Origin of the sequence: Pectobacterium hainanensis (genome assembly GCF_046237015.1) — a bacterium.
Taxonomy (GTDB): Bacteria; Pseudomonadota; Gammaproteobacteria; order Enterobacterales; family Enterobacteriaceae; genus JBJYIN01.
In genome coordinates this window covers 169295-191547 of record NZ_JBJYIN010000006.1, presented here as the reverse complement: position 1 = coordinate 191547, position 22253 = coordinate 169295, and the positions used below count along the sequence as shown (strand labels likewise).

Below are 22253 nucleotides of genomic sequence, written 5' to 3'. Positions count from 1 at the left end.
TAAGGATGTTTATGAATATGCTGAATAGAATCAAACTCGGCAACATGCTAGGTATGGGATTTTCTCTGGTTATCATCATCAGTTTGCTGGTGGCGTTTTTCGGTCGTCTGCAATTGGTTGGGCTGGGTAACGATATCAATCGTCTTTCCGGCACAACGCTCGCCAACATGTTATTGATTCAGGAAGTCAAAGCGGGTTTTGATGCCAATGCCCGTTTGATTCGCAACATCGCAATCAGTAACGATCCGGCGCAAATTAAACAGGAAAAACAATTTGTTGACGAGCAAATCGCCCGTAATACCACAAATCTCAAAAAGCTGGGGGAACAGTTAGATACCGATGGTACGCGCGCCTTGTTAAAACAGTTTCAGGAAACGCGCCCGCCCTATCTTTCCGCCTTTCTGAAAGCAATGGAACTGGTGCAATCAACTGAACCACAGCAACGCCAGCAAGGTAATGCCATCATCCTTAATGAAATGCAAAATGCGCAGAACGCCTTGTTCAAGGTGCTGGATGCCATGATGGCCTCACAGCAACAAGATACGAACACTATCGTGAGCCGTGCGCAAAACGATGCGCAATCCGGCAGCGTCATCATGTTGGTACTCTCCATTGCCGCGACCGTCATGGCCGCTGTCGTGGCATGGCTGATTACCCGCACGCTGAAAAAACAGCTGGGTGGCGAACCGCTTTACGCAACACAAATTGCCCAACAGGTGGCTGATGGCGATCTGGCGGTCAACATCACGTTACAGAATCATGATCACAGTAGCCTATTAGCCGCGATGCGTCATATGAGCAACAATCTCAGTGATATCGTCGAACAGGTGCGGCAAAGCAGTGAAGCCATCGCATCAGGCTCTGGTCAAATTGCCGCCGGCAGCGAAAACCTCAGTCAGCGTACCGAAGAGCAGGCCGCGAGCCTGCAACAGACCGCAGCCTCCATGGAGCAGATGAATCAGGCTATCCGTCAGAATGCGGATACCGTTCGTAACGCCACCCGGCTAGCCAGTCAGGCTAGCGAGACGGCCACCAAAGGCGGTGAAGCCGTCAGCGATATTGTCGTGACGATGAAAGAGATCGCCGCCAGTTCACACAAAATCAGCGATATTATCAGCGTAATTGATGGCATTGCTTTCCAGACAAATATTCTGGCACTGAATGCAGCGGTCGAAGCGGCTCGCGCCGGTGAACAGGGCAGGGGTTTCGCCGTGGTTGCTGGCGAAGTTCGTTCGCTGGCGCAACGCTCCGCTTCCGCGGCAAAAGAGATTGCCGAACTCATCAATACCAGCGTTGAGAAAGTAGAAGCGGGATATCGGCTGGTCGAGGAAACCGGCAGCACGATTGACGAACTGGTGCGTCAAGCACGCAGCGTAGCGGATCTCATCAGCGAAATCGGGACGACAACACAGGAGCAAGAATCCGGGATTTCGCAAATACATGATGCGGTAAACCAGCTTGATCGCGTCACGCAACAAAATGCCACGCTCGTGGAAGAATCCGCTAGCGCGGCCACTAATCTGAACGAACAATCTTCCCATCTGGTGATGTTGATGAATCACTTCCACCTGAGGGGAACACCACCAGCCACTACCGCACCGGTGATAAAAAAGACGAAGCCAGCCCCTCTGACACTCGCATCGGCTGGCAATACGCACAATATATCCTAAATAATTCAAGTTTCAGGAAGGCGGCAAGCGAAGGAATCCCGATGAGCTTACTCAAGTAAGTGATTCGGGTGACTGAACGAAGCCAACGCACATGCAACTTGAAGTATGACGGATATAACTGGGAAAAATTCTAACGTAAGACACAAACATCACATACTGCGATCACCATGATGCCAACATTTGCGCATCATGGTGAAGAGAACATCAGCCTTTCAGTTGGGAAACATAATCCCGGCGAGGTTGACCGGTATAAAGTTGACGCGGTCGGTAGATACTGATTTCCGATTGATTATGCATTTCATTCCAGTGCGCAATCCATCCAATGGTTCGCCCTACGGTGGAAATAACGGTGAACATGGTGGGCGGCAGCCCCATCGCCTTGAGAATGACCGACGTATAAAAATCCACGCTGGGGTAGAGCTTGTTCTCAAGGAAGTAGGCATCGGTCATCGCGATATGTTCCAGTTCCATCGCCACCTGCAACAGGCTGTCAGCCGTCCCTAACTCATTCAGCACTTCGTAACAGGTTTTACGCAGAATCGCAGCACGTGGATCGAAATGCTGATAAATCGAGTTACCAAATCCCATCAGGCGGAATGAATCGCGGCGATCTTTTGCCCGACGAACAAACTCAGGGATGCGATCGATAGTTTTAATCTCTTCCAGCATATGCATACAGGCTTCGTTTGCCCCACCGTGCAATGGCCCCCACATGGATGCCAAACCGGCAGCAATACTGGCGAATGGATTTGCGCCGGACGACCCCGACGCCCTAACGGCCATCGTAGACGGACACTGACCATGATCGGCATGCAGAATCAAAATACGGTTCATGGCGCGTTCCAATACCGGATTCACCTCATATTTTTCTGCTGGAATGGAAAACAGCATATGCAGGAAATTGCCTGTATAAGACAAGGTATTACGCGGATAGACCGAGGGTTGTTCGACAGAATACTTGTAGCACATCGCGGCCAACGTCGGCATTTTAGACAACAATCGAACCGCGGCCAGTTCCCGATGTTCTGGGTTATTGATATCCAACACGTCATGATAGAACGCAGCAAGCGCCCCCACGACCGCACACATCAGCGCCATCGGGTGTGAATCTCGACGAAATCCGCTAAACATACGGGCGATCTGCTCATGCACCAGCGTGTGACGAGTGATATTGTTGGCGAATTTCCCATATTCTTCCGCCGTGGGCGCTTCGCCATGCAGAAGAATAAAACAGACCTCGGTGAAGTCACACTGCTCCGCTAATTGCTCAACAGGAAACCCCCGATGCAACAATACGCTATTCACTGCATCAATATAGGTAATGGCAGATTCACACCCGGCAGTGTTGGCAAATCCGGGATCGTAGCTGCATAGCCCCTGTGCACCAAATGGGCGGATATCCACAGCATCTTTTCCCATCACGCCGGAACGTATCTCCAGCGTCATTTTTTCTTTCCCGTCTATCACCAACGCAGACTGTCTTGCTGTCATGAATCCTTCTCCTGCCGAATGAATAATCGTGTTTGCTCTCTAATGTACCTAATACGGGGGATTTTTATCGATAAAGTGCATCAGGTCAGACCTGTCATCAGAAGCCATCGCCATAGGGTAATAACCTCGGCCCCGTCTATTTAATACGCTAAAACCGCCGATAGATTGCAAGAATCTGACGTAATATTGATGCAGATAAAGTTTGCTGACGGTTCAACGGCAATAAGTCGGTTATCTCGTAGAAATAGGCACGTTGATTACTGATTAAGTTTTACCGCAGCCAATGCCGCTGGGACAGGCTGGTATTTTTCATGCTCAGTCCGTATAACTGTCCTCCTGTTGTTTAACCTAGTAATTGCTTAACCTAGCAACGGTTTAACTCACTAGCTGTTTAACCCATTAATTGATGACGATTGATATCAGACCTATGAATGATTCATTAAGCCAGATTATTGCCAGCGAATTACAGGCTCGCACGGAGCAGGTAGACGCTGCCATTCGCCTGCTGGACGAAGGAAACACCGTCCCTTTTATCGCACGTTACCGTAAAGAAGTGACTGGCGGGTTGGATGATACTCAACTGCGCACGCTGGAAAATCGCCTGAGCTATCTGCGCGAGTTGGACGAACGTCGCCAGACTATTCTGAAATCTATCGATGAACAGGGGAAATTGACCGAACAGCTCGCTGACGCCATTAACGGTACGCTCAGCAAAACCGAGCTGGAAGATCTCTACCTGCCCTATAAGCCTAAGCGCCGCACGCGCGGGCAAATTGCGATGGAAGCCGGTCTGGAACCGTTGGCCAACGGCCTGTGGCAAGACCCAAGCCAGGATCCGGAGCTAACAGCACAGGCTTATGTCGATGCCGAGAAAGGCGTAGCGGACGTAAAAGCCGCGCTGGACGGCGCACGCTATATTCTGATGGAGCGCTTTGCCGAAGATGCCACGCTGCTGGCGAAAGTGCGTAACTACCTGTGGAAAAACGCCCATCTGGTATCCCGCGTCGTAGAAGGGAAGGAAGAAGAGGGTGCAAAATTCCGCGACTATTTCGATCACCATGAACCCATTGCTTTGGTACCGTCTCACCGTGCGCTAGCTATGTTCCGTGGACGTAACGAAGGCATACTGCAACTGTCTCTGAATGCCGATCCGCAACATGAGGAAGCTCCTCGTGAAAGTTACTGTGAACAAATTATTACCGACCACCTGAATATACGTTTAAACAACGCGGCTGCGGATAGCTGGCGTCGAGCGGTTATTAACTGGACATGGCGCGTTAAGGTGCTTCTGCATCTGGAAACTGAATTGATGGGCAGCGTGCGTGAAAAGGCGGAAGACGAAGCCATCAATGTCTTCGCTCGCAATATGCACGACCTATTAATGGCTGCCCCAGCGGGCATGCGTGCGACCATGGGGCTGGATCCTGGTCTGCGTACTGGCGTAAAAGTCGCGGTGGTTGATGCCACCGGCAAGTTGGTCGCCACTGACACCATTTACCCGCATACCGGTCAGACGGCGAAAGCCGCCGCTATCGTTGCGGCATTGTGTATCAAACATCAGGTTGAACTGGTCGCCATTGGTAATGGTACGGCTTCACGTGAGACTGAACGCTTCTTCCTGGATACACAAAAGCAGTTCCCGGACGTTAAGGCACAAAAAGTGATCGTCAGTGAAGCAGGCGCATCGGTGTACTCTGCATCCGAGCTGGCCGCACTGGAGTTTCCCGATCTGGATGTATCATTGCGCGGCGCCGTTTCTATCGCTCGTCGATTGCAGGATCCGTTGGCGGAATTGGTGAAGATCGATCCGAAATCCATTGGCGTCGGTCAGTATCAACATGATGTCAGCCAGAGTCTGCTGGCGAAGAAACTGGATGCGGTAGTCGAAGACTGCGTAAACGCCGTCGGCGTTGATCTGAATACGGCCTCCGTTGCGCTGTTAACACGTGTTGCAGGGCTGACACGCATGATGGCGCAAAATATCGTGACCTGGCGCGATGAGAATGGTCGCTTCCACAACCGCGAGCAACTGCTGAAAGTCAGCCGTCTGGGGCCCAAAGCCTTTGAACAGTGCGCAGGCTTCTTGCGCATCAACCATGGCGATAACCCGCTGGATGCCTCTACCGTTCACCCGGAAGCCTATCCGGTCGTGGAGCGCATTCTGGCCGCAACCGAACAAGCATTGCAGGCGCTGATGGGAAACCCCAGCGCGCTGCGTAACCTGAAACCAGCAGATTTCACCGATGAGCGTTTCGGCGTACCGACGGTCACAGACATCATCAAAGAGCTGGAAAAACCGGGCCGCGATCCGCGTCCTGAGTTCAAAACCGCCAGCTTCGCCGAAGGCGTAGAAACCTTAAACGATCTGGTGCCCGGCATGATTTTGGAAGGAGCAATCACCAACGTCACCAACTTTGGTGCGTTTGTTGATATCGGCGTCCATCAGGATGGCTTGGTCCACATTTCTTCACTAGCCGATCATTTCGTCGATGACCCGCATAAGGTCGTGAAAGCGGGTGATATCGTGAAAGTGAAAGTGATGGAAGTGGATCTGCAACGTAAGCGTATCGCATTAACCATGCGACTTGATGAACAACCGGGCGATACGGCATCACGCCGTGGTGGCGGCAATGCACGCGGCGATAGCAATACCTCACCACGTCAGTCGGCGGGTAAATCACGCCCCCGCCCAGCCAGTGCCCCAGTCACAGGCAATAGCGCAATGGGCGATGCGTTGGCCGCCGCATTTAAAAAACGTTAGTCGTCGCTTTCCGATTGTGTAATCAATGCCTGACCTTGTGTTATCAGGTCAGGCATCTTTCCTGTAAAACTATTGTCATCTTGTTTCCCTAATAAAACCATGTTTCATTTATCTTGAAATATTCAACCATTTCACATTTTTTTTGTGATCTGCATCTAGGTAAATAAATTACCGTTACGGTAGCATTGTTTCATATAGGAAACCTGAGTTTTATATATAGAACACCATGACAATATTTCAGCAGCTCGAACACAGTAAAGCACCAGCAGCAGTCCGTTTAGTGATGATTATTGACTACATCGCCAAGCGTGACGAAGCCAACTTCACTGATATTTGCACTGACTTGTCTATACCCAAAAGCAGCGTACACCATCTATTAGACGTGCTCGTGGTAACGCAACTGCTGCGCCAGCGTGCTGACGGACGCTATGTTTTGGGGTTGAGGTTGTTTGAGCTGGGTGGTCTGGCAATAAAGAATATCGATCTGCGTAAAGACACCATTAACTTTATGCATGAATTAGTTAAAGAAACAGAGTTAACCTGCCATCTTGGTATTCTGGATGGCAATAACGGTTTCTTCCTGAGTAAAGTGGAATCGCCCAAAGCCATCGTAAAAACATCCTGGGAAGGTAAGAAAATCGTATTTAATCGGATGTCTCTGGGAAAAGTATTATTAGCCTGGTTGCCGCAGGAAAGAATTGAAACGCTGATTGCCGACTGTACCTTTGAGTATTTCACTCCCCGGACAATCACAAATAAAGAAGATTTTCTGCAACATCTGAAAGTCGTCAAGCAACAAGGCTGGGCAATAGACGATGGCGAAGATATAGAAGAAATTTGTTGTATGGCGGCCCCTATTTTTAACCAGGACGGCGAAGTCATTGCAGCAATTGGAGTTAACGGCATGCAATCACAATATGCTAATGGAAAAAAAGAGAAGCACCTGGCAAGCCTGATTCAAACCAGCAAAGCGATTACTGCTCATATTAATAGTCGGAAGGTTGATATTAAATAATAATTTATCATAACCAGACATCATAAATTTTAATTTATGATTTATTGAGAATATCGTTGCGTAAAAGTCAACGAGACGAATACGTTACGACAAAAATACCTGTAAATGCGAATCAAGCATTCCGGGAAGGCCGCTTATAACTAAAAATATGGAAATGGCCATAAACATTAAAGCTACAAAGAATATTCATTATCAATTTTATAATGGGGACAACCATCTTTCACTAATTAATGAAATCGGGTAATAACACCTCGGTGCTTTATTCCCCCTATTTATTACTTTTATACAAATAACCCATCTGCTTTCACTGAAAGCGGGCTGAACACGTTTTTATTTTTAAATGAGGTCTTTATGAAAATCAAACAAGCTATTGATAAAATCCCTGGAGGATTAATGCTGGTGCCACTCTTTTTAGGGGCACTCTGTAATACCTTTACACCAGGCGCTGGGAAATATTTAGGTTCTTTCAGTAACGGTCTGATTACTGGTACTATTCCTATTCTGGCGGTATGGTTCTTCTGCATGGGCGCGTCCATTGAATTGAAAGCGACGGGAACCATGCTGAGAAAATCAGGCGTCTTGGTTGTAACCAAAATAGCTACCGCCTGGGTTGTAGCGTTGATCGCTGGCACATTCTTGCCAGGAGACGGCATCCAAAACGGTATGCTGGCCGGGATCTCCGTTCTTGCTCTGGTTGCAGCCATGGACATGACCAACGGCGGTTTGTATGCTGCGTTGATGAACCAATACGGTTCAAAAGAAGAAGCGGGTGCTTTCGTACTGATGTCTCTGGAATCCGGTCCGCTGATGACCATGGTCATTCTGGGTGCCAGCGGTATTGCTACCTTTGAACCTCAGTTATTTGTCGGTGCCGTCCTGCCCTTCCTGATTGGTTTTGCACTGGGCAACCTGGATCCAGATCTGAGAAAATTGTTTGGTAATTCGGTACAAACCCTGATTCCTTTCTTCGCCTTTGCATTGGGTAACACCATTAATTTGGCCGTGATCCTCCAAACCGGCTTTGCAGGTATCTTCCTCGGCCTGCTGGTGATTGTTGTTACTGGCATCCCATTGATTCTGGCGGATAAATTTATCGGTGGTGGTAATGGCACCGCAGGTATAGCCGCATCCAGCAGCGCAGGTGCCGCCGTCGCTACACCACTGCTGATCGCGAATATGGCGCCGGAATTTGCACCGGTCGCACAACAAGCCACGGCGCTTGTTGCCACCAGTGTGATCGTGACGTCAGTATTGGTGCCCATCCTGACTGCATTATGGGCAAAACGCTTTTCACCTAAACACGCATAAAAAGGTAACGAAATGGACGTACGACAAAGTGTACACAGTGAACATGCGAAAACGCTTGATACCACTGAGCTGAGAAAGAAATTTCTGATCGAAAAGATATTTACACCAAATCAATACACCATGACTTACAGCCACATCGACCGTATTGTTGTGGGCGGGATCATGCCGGTAGATGGCGAGATCACGTTCGATGACGGCATCGGCAAACAGTTTGGCGTGAACTATTTTCTCGAACGTCGCGAACTGGGGCTGATCAATATCGGTGGTCCGGCAAAGATCGTTATCGACGGTACAAGCTATCAGGTTGGCAATGAGGAAGCGCTCTATGTCGGAAAAGGCGCCAAAGCCTTAGCCTTCAGCAGCCTGGACAAAGCTAAGCCAGCAAAACTGTATTATAACAGCGCCCCGGCGCATGCCGTGTTCCCGACACGTGTCATTACACAGGATGACGCGATTAAAGCTCCGTTGGGCGATGTCAAAACCTGTAACAAACGGACGATTTGCAAATATCTGGTGCCGGAAGTGGTGGAAACTTGCCAGTTGAGCATGGGATTAACCCGTCTGGCGGAAGGTAGCAACTGGAACTCCATGCCAACGCATACCCATGAACGCAGAATGGAAGTTTACTTCTATTTTGATATGGCGGAAGACACCATTATTTTCCACATGATGGGTGAACCGCATGAAACTCGTCATCTGGTGATGCATAACGAACAGGCGGTCATCTCTCCGAGTTGGTCGATTCACACAGGCGTCGGCACCAAGAACTATGCCTTTATTTGGGGCATGATCGGCGAAAACCTGACGTTTGACGATATGGATCATATCGCGATGTTGGATTTGCGCTAATCCCTCTGGCATTGCGCCGATAGTATAGAGGCTACAGGGTGAACGTCGTTCACCCTGTTTTTTTATGTTGCATCAGTAATCCAATTCTACTGGCACGGGGTAATCCTGCAATTTCGCCGCTCCGCCCAACGCCTCACGAATCGTGGCGGAATAGCGCATAGTATCCATTCCACCGACAAGCTGGTCCAACTCGCTAAAAGCAAAGCGTAACGAACGATGGTGCGCCCAGCTTTCCAACGGCGTCAGACGATAAGTAAAATACACCACCGTCAGTTCCTGATTAACACGCTCGATTTTCTCAATGCGGCTCACCTGCATACGGCCGTAACACAGGTCGCCATATTGACGCCAGTTCTTCTCACCCACGGGCGATAAACGGTATACCGTGCCAGTCCCTTCAGGCGTCGCCTGCGCCAACCCAGCCTCAACCAACGCATGTAAACGCCCACGGTTCCAGGGCGCATCACCTTTAGGGCTATGTATCGGCCATTGCTTCTCACCTAAACACAGCGGTGACTGCGCATCAAAAAAATCCTGCACGTGTTGCTGATAATCCTGCTCGCTAAGCTGTGCTAACGTACTGAGAGGAAACCATAGCCCGAGCACGAAGAATACCGATGTTCTCATTTTGCCAGCATCGCCTCACTCACTTCCTTGTAGGCTTCATCGGCTGATTGATAGATATTCTGCGTCACCACCCGTTTCCGTTCGGACCATTCATACAACGGCACGCCCGGATCGTCCTGCGAGGTTTTAAAATCGTAAATGGTTAACATGACGTTGGTCGGATCAAAGACATTTTCGCCTTGCTTCCTTGCCGTCACCAGAACGTACTGTTTTCCCGATAAAAACAGCCGGTTATCCTGTATCAGGAAATCCGCCGCCGCAGAAAGCCGATAATCAAACCAGGTAAACGAACTGCTATTGGCGACAGGCATAATGCTATGGCCATCGTCAGGACGCCGAACAAAAAAGGTCATCCCAAGATGAGGGTGTGAAGTATTGTTATCAAACTGAGCGACGACGACATAATCGTTCTTACCATCCTGATTGAGATCAAGCGGGTTGATACCATCGTTCAACGCTACCGGCGAAAATGCTGCGACACTGACGCTTATCGACCACAACGCCAGCCATCCTATATATTTATTTATCATTCAGCGTCCTTACCAACCGAAAACCGATATCAGGCATGAAGAATCCTGGCGTGTGCAGATCGCAACTTGCCAGGCTGTGCGCCTTTTCCAGATAACTGCCGCCACAAAAGTAATACATCGTTTTGCCACCTTCTATGGCATAGGATTCATTCAACCACTCAGATACATTACCGCTCATATCGTAAAGCCCCAACGCATTGGGGAGCTTCGATGCCACGGGTAACGTGCCGAACGATGATGAATCAGAGGGAAAATGCGCCACATCATCCGGCTGTTCATTGCCCGCATAGCGCTGGCCGTAAGTCCCATTTTCCAGCCCTTTACCGCCGCCTCTGGCTGCAACCTGCCATTCTGCCATTGTCGGCAAGCGATAGCCCGATGCCTGTGGGTTCTCGCGGATAAGGTTGTCGTTATCGTCATCCGGCACACGCTTTAGCGTTTTGCCATCAGACGTGAGGTAGTAAGGTTGCAACTGTTCTCGCTCGCTGAGTGCGTTAGCAAAAATCACGGCATCCCACCATGAAACGTTAGTCACAGGATGCAGACCATCATCCTGTTCCGGCGACAAGCAGTCCTCGTAGGTCGCACCATTGCAACCGCCACTTAGCTGATAACCGTGAGCGTCCGCCCATTCACCTAATGCGTGATACTGCTGATAGGTGATTTCCGTTTTTGTCATGGCAAAAGACGTGACAAGCGTGTTGGCGTGAATAGCGTAATTTTCTGGGCCAAAAACAGAGCCAACGTAGAAATGACCACCGTTTACCGCCACTTCTTCTAATAATCGGGCGTTTGAATTAGCCGACACGGGAGAGATAACAAACAGCAAAGCTAAAAAAAGAGCGGAAAAATTACGCATAACATGCCAGTTCATAATAAGAATACATTCAAGAAGCAGGAACACAGGCCTCAACCTGCTGTTTCAGCCATTCATAAAATCGCTGGTGCTTTTCATTCTTTTCCAAGGGTTCAGGTGACAGCAAGCAGTAGGCTGAACCATCGCGCACAAAGCCATAGGGGGCACAGAGCTGACCGTTTTTCAGTTCATCTTGTACCATCAGAAAGGACGCCATTGCCACCCCCAAACCGGATACCGCCGCCTGCACACAGAGATAAAAGTGTTCGTAATCGACACGCACACTGTTTTTGATCGACAGATCTGTGGTCTGCTGCCAACGACTCCATGCGGTCGGACGCGTTCCTGAGTAGAGTAAGCGCTGCCCTTCCAAACTCGGTGGTAACGTTTGGCAAACTGGCCCAACCCATTCATCACAGATCTTGGCGGCATAAGTCGCTGGTGCCTGATAAAAATCATCACGTCGCAATGCCAGATCGACACCGCTACGTACAAAATCAATCGGCCCACCGGCCGCGACTAAATGCAACATGATATCCGGATGCGCGTCATAAAACGTTGGTAAACGAGGGATCAGCCACTTCATCGCGATCGTCGGCTCACACGAAAGCACCAGTGTTTCATGGCGTGCCGACTGCTGTAGCTGAAACACCGCATCTTCCAACTGTTCAAATACCCCTTGCGTCACGGCATACAAAGATCGCCCCGCCTCATTCAGGAAAATCGCCCGGTTACGTCGCTCGAATAGCGTAACGCCCAGAGACGTTTCCAATAATCGAATCTGGCGACTCACCGCACCATGGGTGACATGCAGGGATTCTGCGGCTTTCACAAAACTACCCGCCTGTGCAGCAGCATCAAAAAAACGAAATGCAGTAAGAGAAGGAAGTTTCATATAGACGATGAAAAGTAGCCGATTTCTTTCAAGATAAATCGCTTTTTTCAGCAGTGCAAGCCATCAATAATTATCTTGACCTGACAACACCAGGCGGGAAACTCACTGAACTATAGAGGCATTATGAAAATAATCATTTGGCCAATGCCATTCCATCATTCCGTATTTACCAATCAAACCCAACTCGGTATCTCGCAAAATACATATCAAAATTTCACACTATTTTTTATCTCAATAGCAGACGTTAAATCCTGCGAGGAACAATAAATGAATGAGCTGTTTGCGGTTATCACTATCACGCTATTGGCAGTCATCAGCCCCGGCCCAGATTTTGCGATGATCACACGCAATAGCTACGCGTTCGGCTCACGTACCGGCTTAATCTCCGCATTCGGCATTGCCTGTGGTATACAAGTTCACGTCATGTACACGGTGCTAGGGGTTGCCGTTATCGTCGTCAGTTCCCCCCTTCTTTTCCTGATGATGAAACTACTTGGCGCAGCCTATCTGATCTATATGGGTTACCAGTCGCTCACCAATCGTAACGTGTTAACCATTGGAGAGACCTCGGCACATAAGCCATCAGCATGGGCAGCTTTTCGCATGGGATTTCTCACCAATGCACTGAACCCCAAAGCCATGATGTTTGTCGTATCGACTTATACGCAAGTGGTGCAACCCGATAGCCCATTGTCGAATAATCTCGCCTATGGCTTGTTCATGTCAGTATCGCACTGGATATGGTTTAGCATTGTCGCCTTGTTCTTCGCGACAACAGCGATGCGTGAACGCCTGCTGCGTAAACAATTTCTGGTCGATAAAGTGATTGGCGTTGCGCTGATCGCGTTGGGTACATCATTAACATTTACCCAAAGCCCGGTATGAATTAGAGAGGAAAATAGCATCGGATGCAGGGCGACGCATCCGATGCAAATACGACAAGTTGATTAGTCGCCACGCAGCGCCGTGGCAGGCGATTGACGGTAAGACAGCATCGCAGGGATGGTGAGAACCACTGCGGCAACCAGCAACAGGAGCAGGACGAAGTGGATGTCTTCCCATTCCAGCGTCACTGGCAGAACAAAGCCGCTTTTCTCGCTCATCACCACCGCAATCGCACGGGCGGCAAGATAGCCTAGGCCAACTCCCAGCAGCACACCAACGCTCACTAGCGACATCAACCCGCTCCAAATCAGCGTGAAAATACCGTAGCGCGGTGCGCCAAAGGCACGGAGTGCGCCAATCTGCTTCTGCCGCTGCCGCAGGTGGATCACCGCCACCATCGCCACCGCGACGCCGACTAACCCTTGCGTGCCCAGCGAGATATAGGTCAGCAGCTCACGAATATCCCCCAACATCGAGTACAGCTTCACCAGCACTTCGCCGGGGAACACCGCCAGCGTCGTGTTGCTGCGATACAACGAACGCAGTTGATAAGCGCCAGCGATCGTTTTCGGTTTAACGACGATAGCAGGCAAGCCCGCCTGATGCGCGTGTCCATGCGCCTCTGCTTCGCCGTGCTCGTCATCGTGTGAAGCCGTTACTGGCTGAGCGACAGTAGCATGATGATCATCACTTTCCACACCTTCCGTTGGATGAGCGTCGTTGTGATGCTCACCTTGCGCATGTGCGGTTTCATCATGATCGTGTGCATGGCCGTCATGTTCACCCTCATGCTCATGCGTCTCATGATCGGCATGTTCGTCATGGTCGTGATCATCGTGATGCGCATCGTCCGCACCATCATCGTCCGCACCATGCGGTGGATGGATACCGTGTACTCGCCACACCGCGTTCACTGGTACTAGAATCGCTTTATCCCACGCGCTGCCGTCAGCAGGCAAAACACCGACTACGGTGTAGGTGACGTCATCGTGCGCGTGCGCCCCTTCCGTACCCACCTGACCATGAATAGGGCTAAATGTACTCCCGATCGTCAGCCCCGTTTGCGCCCCCACCACGGCTTCAAAGCCGTCGTTGAACACGCGTCCGGCGGTAAGTTGTCGCTTACCGTTATCCGTGACCAGTGGCGGCGTGGTGCCGACAATCGGCATCCCCTGATAGAAATCACCAAACGCAACCGGTGCCGCCCAGGCGACCAGCGGGTTCTTCTCCAGATCGGTCAACACCTGCGCAGGAATCAACGTCAACGCCGACGGTTGCAGAAACACGGACGACAGCACCAGTTGGGTTTCACTCCCCGGCGCACCGATCACCAGATCAAAACGGTCAGCCGCTTTGGCGCTCCCCATGCGTAGCGCCCTTTCCTGCAAACTCACTGAAATACTCAACGCTGTCGCCGTCGCAATCAGCAACACCACAACCAGCACACCCGGCCAGAGCCGACGCCAGTCAACCCAAATAAGACGCCAAGGAATCATGCGCGATCCTCCTGATACTGCGTGTCCGCCACGAGGCGTCCTTTTTCCAGTTGAATACAGCGCGACATCTGCGAGGCCAGACGCGCATCGTGCGTAATGGCAATCAGCGTCGCACGGCTATCGCGCGCCAGCGTCACCAGCAGGTCGGCAATCTGCTCACCGCTGTGCGCATCCAGGCTGGCCGTGGGTTCATCAGCGATGATGATGTCTGGTTTGCTAAGCAAGGCTCGCGCGACGGCCACCCGCTGCTTCTCGCCGCGTGATAGCACTTCAATCGGACGTTTTGCGGTATCCAACCCCACCTGTGCCAGCAAATCCATCGCCCGCTGCCTGAGCGTCGTCGGTATCCGCCAGTGGTGAAATTGTGCAGGCAGTAAGACGTTTTCTAATGCACTCAGGCCGGGGAACAGGTGGAAATCCTGCATCACCAGCCCAATATGCTTTGCCCGCCAACGATCCCGTTCCGCTTCGTTCATCTGCCAGATATCCTGCTTTTCCCACTGCACACAGCCCGTTCCGCTGTGATCCATCCCAGTGATGGCATTCACCAGCGTGGTTTTGCCAGAACCGGACGGCCCCATGACCGCGACCCGCTCGCCAGAACGAATCGACAGCGCGGGAATATCCAGCACTGCCTCAGACGTATCAGGGAACGTCACACTCAGGTGTTGAATCAATAACTCCGCCATCGGTGCTCCTAAAGGGTATCGAACGTGGCTTCACGCAGGCGAAGCAGGCTGACAAACCCGGTTTCGGGATCGGTCCACGATCCGTGTTCCAGCACGCCTTCCACCTCAATCATGGTGTTGTTCTGTACAAAGGTCTGACGTTTCGCGAGGTAAACAACCACGATATCTTCAGGCCAGTCCGCATCAGACGAACAGAAGGGACACAGCGCCATCGGCATTTTGGTTAAGACAAAGAATTGTGATTCCGCCTTGAGCGGCGGTGCCATAAAGCCGCGCATCGTTACCCGTTTGCCGGAGAGTGCTTTGACGTCATTGGAGAATTCCAGACCCAGCACACCGTAAGAGGCGTACAGCTTATCGAAGGAGAGTTCAGACTGCGCGGCTTTCACCGGCGCGATCCCACCGAGAAGGAGGAGCACCAGCACCGCTCGCAGCCAGGAGAATAAAAGCGGAGTTTCCCCCGCTTTGCTGCATTTCGCATTATTCATAGCGTTGCCGGATTACTTTTTGTCCTGCGGTTTTACCGCCAGTGCATCAACAATGACCCGGAACAGATCGGTGTTTTCCATGTAGCCGCGAATGCGCTCTGCGCCGGGGCCGCTAGCCTGAATCACCATATCGTCAACCGCATGAACGCCCGTATCGGAAGAGCGTGGCAGGATCCCTTCACGGAATACCGCACCTTCCACTTTCTCGTAGGCTTTGTTGGCAACGTATTCGTCTTTTTCGTTCTTGATTGCAGGAACGAACTGACCATCCAGTTTCGGACGGAACGTCTCGTAATAGTCCGGGAAGTTATTGAAGAACACGGCCAGACGTTTAGAGACATTCAGATCATCTGGATAGCCGTCTTTATTGGCATCCTGATAGTTCGGGTAGCCCGCATCTTCATATACGCCCACTTTCTCACGCATCTCAGAACCCGGCTTATTGTCATCGACCGTACCGATGATAGACAGACCGTGCGTATGGTCGCCGGTGACGATAATCATCGTATCCGGGTTTTTCTCGGCGAATTTCTTCGCGATGGCCACAGACTGATCCAGCATGATGGTGTTGGTGAAAGCGCGTTCCCAATCCAGTGGGTGCGAGGCTTTGTCGATCAGGGCAGATTCCACCATCAGGAAGAAGCCGTCTTTGTTTTTGGACAGCACATCCAGCGCGGCTTGCGTCATGTCCGTCAGATCTGGCTGATTAGGGAATTTCTTGGCAACATCGTTTTTCAGGAAACGACGATCCATCACACCATCCATGTTGCCGGTGTGGAACAGCCCCAGCAGTTTGGTCGCCTGTGCCGCATTTTTCTTCAGAGAATCCGCATCGGTCACCAGTGAGTAGCCCGCCTGCTGGAACTTCTCAACGTAGTTGGTTTCGTCTTTACGCTTCGATCCCGGCGTGCTTTTCGGCAGGAAGTAAGCAGAACCGCCGCCCAGCATGACCGTAGGCTGCACGTTGTAGAACATCTCGACGATTTCGGCTTTATCCGCACGACGTCGAGTATGAGAAACAACCGCTGCTGGCGTGGCATCCTGAAGTTCAGCATCGCTGACGACACCAACAGACATCTTGGTCGAGCGAGTCAACAGCTCACCCAGCGTTTCCTGCTTCGGGTGTTCCAGTGAATTTTTGCTCCGGCTGACGTACACTCCCAGCGCGTTCACGCCAGATTTGTGGCCGGTCATGTAGGCACTCATAGTGTTGGCGCTGTCGGCCGCGATGGAGTCGGTACTGGACGTACCGGCAAACGCCATATATTGCAGGTCATCAATCGCCAGGCGACCATCGGCTTTCCCTTCCGTTACGCCTTTGGAGAGGATACGTGCGCCAGTGCGGTGTGCAACCGACAGACCATCGCCGATGAACAGAATGACGTTTTTGGCTTTACGCGTATCGGACGCCTGATAAACCTCCCAGTTCACCTGCGTCTTTTTGCCCTTGGCTTCCGCTTCTACCACATATTTGCCCGCTTCCGGCAAATTCACGTCTCGCAGCCAGATCGTAGAAGCATTGCCGCCGTCTTCACGCTCAACAAACGACGCCGTTTTACCCAGCACCTGCTGGTAATCCTTTCCGTTAATCAGAATACGAACATCTTGTGGCTTAAGTACTTCATCAAACTCAACTTTAAAATCGAATTTCCCGCCTGCCAACATGGTAGCGCGGTCAATGGGATAAATAGCCTGAGCCTGCACCATCCCCGGTAAAGCAGCAGAAATTAGTAAAGGCAGTAACCAGCGAGCTTTCATCGTGATGTCCTTGGTTGCAATATTAGCAGGACATAACGTAGTTACCTTTTTTTACAGTTTGATGAATTTTCTTAAAATTATGGCTGCCTGCACCTAAGTATTTTTCCCTCCTAGGGATTCGGCAAGTAACTGTTCCCAATCTCCCGGCGGGTTTCCACTTGCCAGCATATTGTTAAAAACTTTATAAGCATCATGCTGATCGCCATACGCGCGTTTTGTGCCTGAATCATTTACCCAAGCAAGGATGATAGTTTTGTGTTTCTCGCTATAACGAAAAAATAACCGATACTGGCCCAGAAATTTTGCCCTGAACCAATGTTTATTACCCTCGCCTAGCGTATCGCCTTGTCTAAATTTCGTTTGGGACGGATCGGCACAAATCTCAGTACGGATGACTTTGACTATTGCAGCCAGTAGTTTGGTGGCCTGCTTTTTCTGATAAGATTCTGGGTGTTTTTTCCTCAATTGTTCAACTTCAACAATAAGAGACTCAAACTGCACATCAAAGCAAGGATGTGTAAATAACTGCCATCCGTTTATTGTTTGCTGATCAATCATCTCGCTCACTCATCGTCAGTAAGCGGTGTATCCAGATCAATATCCATCCCTGTGGTTAACGCACTGGCACGTGACATAAGGGCCTGATTAAACGGCTTAATATTTTCTGGATGACGTTGCATATCTTCAGCCAAAAAATGCAGAAAACGATGAATGACGGGATCGTCATCTGTCGCTTCTTCACGCCGACTCATCAGTACCTGCCCGCCCGGTAGCACGCTGTAATGGATGTATTCTCCAGGTTTCAGGTTCATGGCATCACGCACAGACGATGGAATTGTGGTCTGGCTACGCGCTGTTAAACGACTATCGGCGCGCAACAATACATCCGCTGATTTTAAATCAAACATTTTTTAATCCTCAGTATCGCGCGTCAGTGTCCAGTTCCAAACAGGGTCATACCGGAGAAAAAGGTCACATTGAGCCTTCATTCGCCGTGTTTGAATGTCGATTATTTCGCGATCTATAAGAACAGTAATGCAAATGCATTGGCAATGCAAATGCATTATTTTCTTTTCTATCGAGGCCATAATGTCATCATGCCTTCTCCTTCAACGGGAAACGTCGGCGAACAACGACGAAGAACAGCGGCACGAAGAAAATCGCGAGGATCGTGGCAGAAACCATCCCACCGCTGGTCGTCATCACGCAACTCAAGTTATTTAGAATATCGGGTAAGCAAGAAAACTCAGAGAACATACAACTTCAAGTAGGTGGGGATAAAAAAAACAAATATTGTCGTTATATTTCCTCCTAATCGAGAGCGAGTGCCGCCATAATAATTTCTTTTTTATCAGGATAAACGCTCAGATAAACGTCGTATTCACCATAAGATCGTGAACGCCAACGGATGGTATTAGCATCAATATGCTCAGGAATAAATTTTTTAGCTATTAAATAGTCTTCCAACTTTGATGGGTCAGTCGCCCCCATAAAAAATATGATATTTGTCTCAGGTTTGTTACCGTCACGGGCTGAATAGACTATGTAATAACTCGGTGACACAAGAGGCGTCTCCTTTATCACCTCCATTGAAAAAAACTGGTTATAAAACCAATTTTCTTTTGTGTAAGAAAGACTATCAATAGTCATTAATTTGAGAATCGCACATACCGCCACCACAATAACGGCAAAAAAAACGATTTTCTTATTAATTCCCATATACCCTTCTATCGTTCAACTGCCACGTCATGCCTTCTCCTTTAACGGGAAGCGGCGGCGCACAACGACGAAGAATAGCGGCACGAAAAAAATCGCGAGGATCGTGGCAGAAACCATCCCACCGATGACACCAGTACCGACCGCGTGTTGGCTGGCTGAACCGGCACCACCGCTGGTCGCCATCGGCAAAACACCAAAAACAAACGCCAATGATGTCATGAGGATGGGACGTAACCGTTGGCGTGATGCTTCCAATGTCGCCTCAACCAAATCTTTCCCTTTTTGGTTCATTTCATTAGCAAATTCAACAATCAGGATGGCATTTTTCGCTGCCAGCCCAACGACAGTCAGTAGCCCTACCTGAAAATAAACATCGTTTTCCAGTCCACGTGTCCACGTCGCGACCAGTGCGCCCACCACGCCAAGCGGAACCACCAGCATTACTGAAAAAGGCACGGTCCAACTCTCATATAGCGCCGCCAAACACAAGAAAACCACCAATAAGGAAATCGCGTAGAGCGCAGGCGCTTGTGCCCCCGTCAACCGCTCTTGGAAAGACATCCCCGACCATTGTAAGCCCACCCCCTGCGGTAGATTAGCCACTAACGACTCCATGATCGTCATGGCTGTCCCCGTACTAACGCCAGGTGCGGCCTCACCGACAATTTCCAGAGAGGAATAACCATTGAAGCGTTCAAGACGGGGCGACCCCGTTTCCCAGGCGGTATACGCAAACGCACTGAACGGCACCATTGCGCCCTGATGGTTACGGACATACCACTGATTGATATCGTCCGGTAGCATGCGGTACTTCGCTGCCGACTGAACATAGACTTTTTTCACCCGACCACGATCAAGAAAGTCATTAACATAGGTCGAACCCCAGCCAGTTTTCAGCGTGCTATTGATATCGCTAATCGAGACGCCAAGCGCCTGCGCCTTACGCTGATCGACATGAATACGCAGTTGTGCGCTGTCATCCAGACCATTATGACGCACACGCGTCAAGTCAGGGTTTCCACCCGCCATCGCTAATAACTGGTTACGGACCTGCATAAACTGCTCGTGCCCCATCCCTGCATGATCCTGTAACTGCATGGAAAAACCGGCCGCGCTGCCTAATCCATTAATGGAAGGGGGGCTACTGGCAAACACCCGCGCTTCGTTGATACTACGAAAAGCCTTAGTCGCACGCTCAATAATGGCAAACGAACTGTTCTCCGATCCGGCGCGCTCCTCCCAATCTTTGAGTCGAATAAACAAACGAGCCACATTCTGCCCGTTACCTCCGGGGCCAGAACCGATAGTGGAAAATACCGACGTCACGTTATCTTTTTCTTGCGTAAGATAGTATTGCTCAATGTTGTTGACTACCTGTAGTGTCTGCTGCTGGGTAGCGCCCGGCGGCAACTGAACCTGTGTCGTAAAAATACCGCGATCTTCCTGTGGTAAAAACGACGTCGGTAGTTTGAGAAACAGGAATGCCATCACACCGATAATGCCCAAATAAAGCAGCAACCAGCGACCACTGTTAACCAGAATTTTTCCTACACCACGTTCATAGCGATGTGCATTTTGATTGAAGCAACGGTTGAACCACCCAAAGAATCCTTTACGCCCATGATGCTGACCTTTAGCAAGTGGTTTTAACATCGTGGCACACAGTGCGGGCGTCAGGATCATCGCAACCAATACGGACAAGATCATTGAGGTCACAATCGTGATGGAGAACTGGCGATAGATTGCGCCCGTGGTGCCGCCAAAAAACGCCATGGGTACAAAGACCGCCGACAGTACCAGCGCAATCCCGACCAACGCACCTTGCACTTGCCCCATCGATTTCCGCGTGGCTTCCCGTGGCGAGAGCCCCTCTTCGCTCATCACCCGCTCTACGTTTTCCACGACCACAATGGCATCGTCCACCAGCAGACCGATAGCCAGCACCATCGCGAACATCGTCAGGGTATTCAAGCTGAACCCACAGGCGTATAGCACGGCAAACGTACCCAGCAATACCACCGGCACCGCAATCGTAGGAATCAACGTGGCGCGGAAATTTTGCAGAAACAGATACATCACCAGAAAGACCAGCAGCACCGCTTCAAACAGGGTTTTCACCACATCGGTGATAGAGGCTTTAACAAAGGGAGAGGTTTCAAAAGCGATTTTGGCTTCCAGACCATGCGGGAAGTACTGCGACAATTCTTCGATACGTTCTCTGACGCGCTTATCCGTTTCCAGCTCGTTCGCGCCAGACGCCAGCTTTACCCCCAGACCGGAGGCCGCCTGACCATTATAACGGCTGAGAAAATCATAGCGCTCGGCACCCAGCTCAACATCCGCGACATCCCCTAGCGTCACCGCCGAACCGTCCTGGTTAACTCGCAGGGTAATTTCACGAAACTGCTGCGGCGTTTGGAGCAATGACTGCGCATTAATCGCGGCGTTAAGTGCTTGATGGTCTACTGAGGGCACGCCACCGACTTGCCCGACTGAAACCTGGCTGTTCTGTGATTCAATGGTTTTCACCACGTCGTCAGTGGTGAGCGAATATTTCACCAACTTGAGCGGATCGAGCCAAATGCGCATGGCATACTGCGATCCGTAGGCATCGACGTCGCCTACCCCGCTGATACGGCTGATAGGTTCCTGAATATTGGTGGCGACATAATCTGAGATATCCTGCTTATCCATGCTGCCATCGGTGGAGACAAACGCGATCATCAGAATGTTGGTATCACCGGTCTTATTGACGGTGACGCCCTGCTGCTGCACATCCTGAGGAAGCTTACGCACGGCGGACTGAAGCTGATTTTGCACCTGCTGGCGAGCTTCGTCGGGGTCAGTACCAGCTTCAAAGGTCAACGTGACACGGGCCTGTCCGGTCCCGCTACTATCAGAGGTCATGTACATCAGGTTATCCAACCCCGTCATGCTCTGTTCAATAACCTGAGTAACCGTATTTTCAAGAGTCTGCGCCGACGCGCCTGGATAATTCGCAGTGATACGCACACTGGGCGGTGCCAGATCGGGATACTGTTCCAAAGGCAGCGATTTAATTGCTAGCATCCCGCACAGGCTGAGAAGAATAGCCAGCACCCACGCAAAAATCGGGCGATCGATAAAAAAACCCGCCATCGCTTTCAGACTCCTCAACCGTATTTCGAAGGGGTAATCCCCGACACTGACTATGTAAACTATCGGCAGACTCAATCA

General features: G+C 50.5%; 19 protein-coding genes and 1 pseudogene. 6 read left to right on the top strand and 14 right to left on the bottom strand.

Annotated features, from left to right (window positions below; genetic code table 11):
• The first annotated feature begins 11 nt into the window (after nt 1-11).
• Nucleotides 12-1670, top strand: coding sequence for a methyl-accepting chemotaxis protein (locus ACKPVM_RS08280; RefSeq protein ID WP_409308515.1), 1659 nt, complete (start codon nt 12-14; stop codon nt 1668-1670).
• 204 nt (nt 1671-1874) lie between these two features.
• Here ACKPVM_RS08280 and ACKPVM_RS08275 read toward each other — a convergent pair whose 3' ends face one another.
• Nucleotides 1875-3161, bottom strand: a complete 1287-nt coding sequence (locus ACKPVM_RS08275; RefSeq protein ID WP_409308513.1) for a citrate synthase — start codon at nt 3159-3161, stop codon at nt 1875-1877.
• A gap of 427 nt (nt 3162-3588) precedes the next feature.
• On the opposite strand from ACKPVM_RS08275, the gene ACKPVM_RS08270 reads away from it, so the two are divergent.
• From ACKPVM_RS08270 to kduI, 4 genes are all read left to right on the top strand, one after another.
• Nucleotides 3589-5922 (top strand): Tex family protein, encoded by a 2334-nt coding sequence (locus ACKPVM_RS08270; RefSeq protein ID WP_409308511.1) that lies wholly within the window; start codon nt 3589-3591, stop codon nt 5920-5922.
• 226 nt (nt 5923-6148) lie between these two features.
• The gene (locus tag ACKPVM_RS08265; protein ID WP_409308510.1) at nt 6149-6937 is read left to right on the top strand and encodes an IclR family transcriptional regulator; all 789 of its coding nucleotides are present in this window, start codon (nt 6149-6151) and stop codon (nt 6935-6937) included.
• A 351-nt stretch (nt 6938-7288) separates the two neighbouring features.
• Nucleotides 7289-8245, top strand: a complete 957-nt coding sequence (gene kdgT / locus ACKPVM_RS08260) for a 2-keto-3-deoxygluconate transporter (protein ID WP_409308509.1) — start codon at nt 7289-7291, stop codon at nt 8243-8245.
• A gap of 12 nt (nt 8246-8257) precedes the next feature.
• Nucleotides 8258-9094, top strand: a complete 837-nt coding sequence (kduI, locus tag ACKPVM_RS08255; RefSeq protein ID WP_409308508.1) for a 5-dehydro-4-deoxy-D-glucuronate isomerase — start codon at nt 8258-8260, stop codon at nt 9092-9094.
• 72 nt (nt 9095-9166) lie between these two features.
• Here the strand turns inward: kduI and ACKPVM_RS08250 are convergent, their stop codons facing one another.
• The 4 genes from ACKPVM_RS08250 to ACKPVM_RS08235 are packed head-to-tail and all read right to left on the bottom strand — an operon-like array spanning nt 9167 to nt 12002.
• The gene (locus ACKPVM_RS08250; protein ID WP_409308506.1) at nt 9167-9721 is read right to left on the bottom strand and encodes an SEN1982 family lipoprotein; all 555 of its coding nucleotides are present in this window, start codon (nt 9719-9721) and stop codon (nt 9167-9169) included.
• Nucleotides 9718-10251, bottom strand: coding sequence for a carbapenem self-resistance protein CarG family protein (locus ACKPVM_RS08245; RefSeq protein ID WP_409308505.1), 534 nt, complete (start codon nt 10249-10251; stop codon nt 9718-9720). The genes ACKPVM_RS08250 and ACKPVM_RS08245 overlap by 4 nt, the downstream gene beginning before the upstream one ends.
• Entirely contained in the window at nt 10241-11125 is an 885-nt protein-coding gene (locus ACKPVM_RS08240) for an SUMF1/EgtB/PvdO family nonheme iron enzyme (RefSeq protein ID WP_409308503.1), read from the bottom strand. Before ACKPVM_RS08240 ends, ACKPVM_RS08245 begins: the two co-directional genes overlap by 11 nt.
• Nucleotides 11126-11138: 13 nt before the next feature.
• Nucleotides 11139-12002, bottom strand: coding sequence for a LysR substrate-binding domain-containing protein (locus ACKPVM_RS08235; protein ID WP_409308501.1), 864 nt, complete (start codon nt 12000-12002; stop codon nt 11139-11141).
• A 267-nt stretch (nt 12003-12269) separates the two neighbouring features.
• Here ACKPVM_RS08235 and ACKPVM_RS08230 point away from each other — a divergent pair, with 267 nt between their 5' ends.
• On the top strand, nt 12270-12887 hold the full coding sequence (locus ACKPVM_RS08230) for a LysE family translocator (protein ID WP_409308500.1): 618 nt from the start codon (nt 12270-12272) through the stop codon (nt 12885-12887).
• A 62-nt stretch (nt 12888-12949) separates the two neighbouring features.
• On the opposite strand, the gene ACKPVM_RS08225 is transcribed toward ACKPVM_RS08230, so the two are convergent.
• The 9 genes and pseudogenes from ACKPVM_RS08225 to acrD all read right to left on the bottom strand — a co-directional run bounded on the left by ACKPVM_RS08225 (nt 12950) and on the right by acrD (nt 22175).
• Nucleotides 12950-14383: an FtsX-like permease family protein gene (locus ACKPVM_RS08225; protein ID WP_409308498.1), complete on the bottom strand. Its 1434-nt coding sequence runs from the start codon at nt 14381-14383 to the stop codon at nt 12950-12952.
• A complete protein-coding gene (locus ACKPVM_RS08220) occupies nt 14380-15072 on the bottom strand; it encodes an ABC transporter ATP-binding protein (RefSeq protein WP_409308496.1) in 693 nt (230 codons plus the stop codon). The genes ACKPVM_RS08225 and ACKPVM_RS08220 overlap by 4 nt, the downstream gene beginning before the upstream one ends.
• A gap of 8 nt (nt 15073-15080) precedes the next feature.
• Nucleotides 15081-15560 carry a hypothetical protein gene (locus tag ACKPVM_RS08215; protein WP_409308494.1) on the bottom strand — a complete coding sequence of 160 codons (480 nt, stop codon included), beginning with the start codon at nt 15558-15560 and terminating at the stop codon, nt 15081-15083.
• Nucleotides 15561-15572: 12 nt separating this feature from the next.
• Entirely contained in the window at nt 15573-17318 is a 1746-nt protein-coding gene (locus ACKPVM_RS08210; RefSeq protein WP_409308492.1) for an alkaline phosphatase, read from the bottom strand.
• Between the two features lie 93 nt (nt 17319-17411).
• Nucleotides 17412-17876: a type II toxin-antitoxin system YhaV family toxin gene (locus tag ACKPVM_RS08205; RefSeq protein WP_409308491.1), complete on the bottom strand. Its 465-nt coding sequence runs from the start codon at nt 17874-17876 to the stop codon at nt 17412-17414.
• Between the two features lie 5 nt (nt 17877-17881).
• The gene (locus ACKPVM_RS08200; RefSeq protein ID WP_409308489.1) at nt 17882-18226 is read right to left on the bottom strand and encodes a type II toxin-antitoxin system PrlF family antitoxin; all 345 of its coding nucleotides are present in this window, start codon (nt 18224-18226) and stop codon (nt 17882-17884) included.
• Between the two features lie 187 nt (nt 18227-18413).
• A pseudogene (locus tag ACKPVM_RS08195) lies at nt 18414-18509 on the bottom strand (hypothetical protein); the annotation flags it as partial.
• A gap of 120 nt (nt 18510-18629) precedes the next feature.
• Complete coding sequence (locus ACKPVM_RS08190; RefSeq protein WP_409308487.1) at nt 18630-19037, bottom strand: hypothetical protein; 408 nt, start codon at nt 19035-19037, stop codon at nt 18630-18632.
• Nucleotides 19038-19064: 27 nt separating this feature from the next.
• Entirely contained in the window at nt 19065-22175 is a 3111-nt protein-coding gene (gene acrD / locus ACKPVM_RS08185) for a multidrug efflux RND transporter permease AcrD (protein ID WP_409308485.1), read from the bottom strand.
• Nucleotides 22176-22253: the final 78 nt, after the last annotated feature.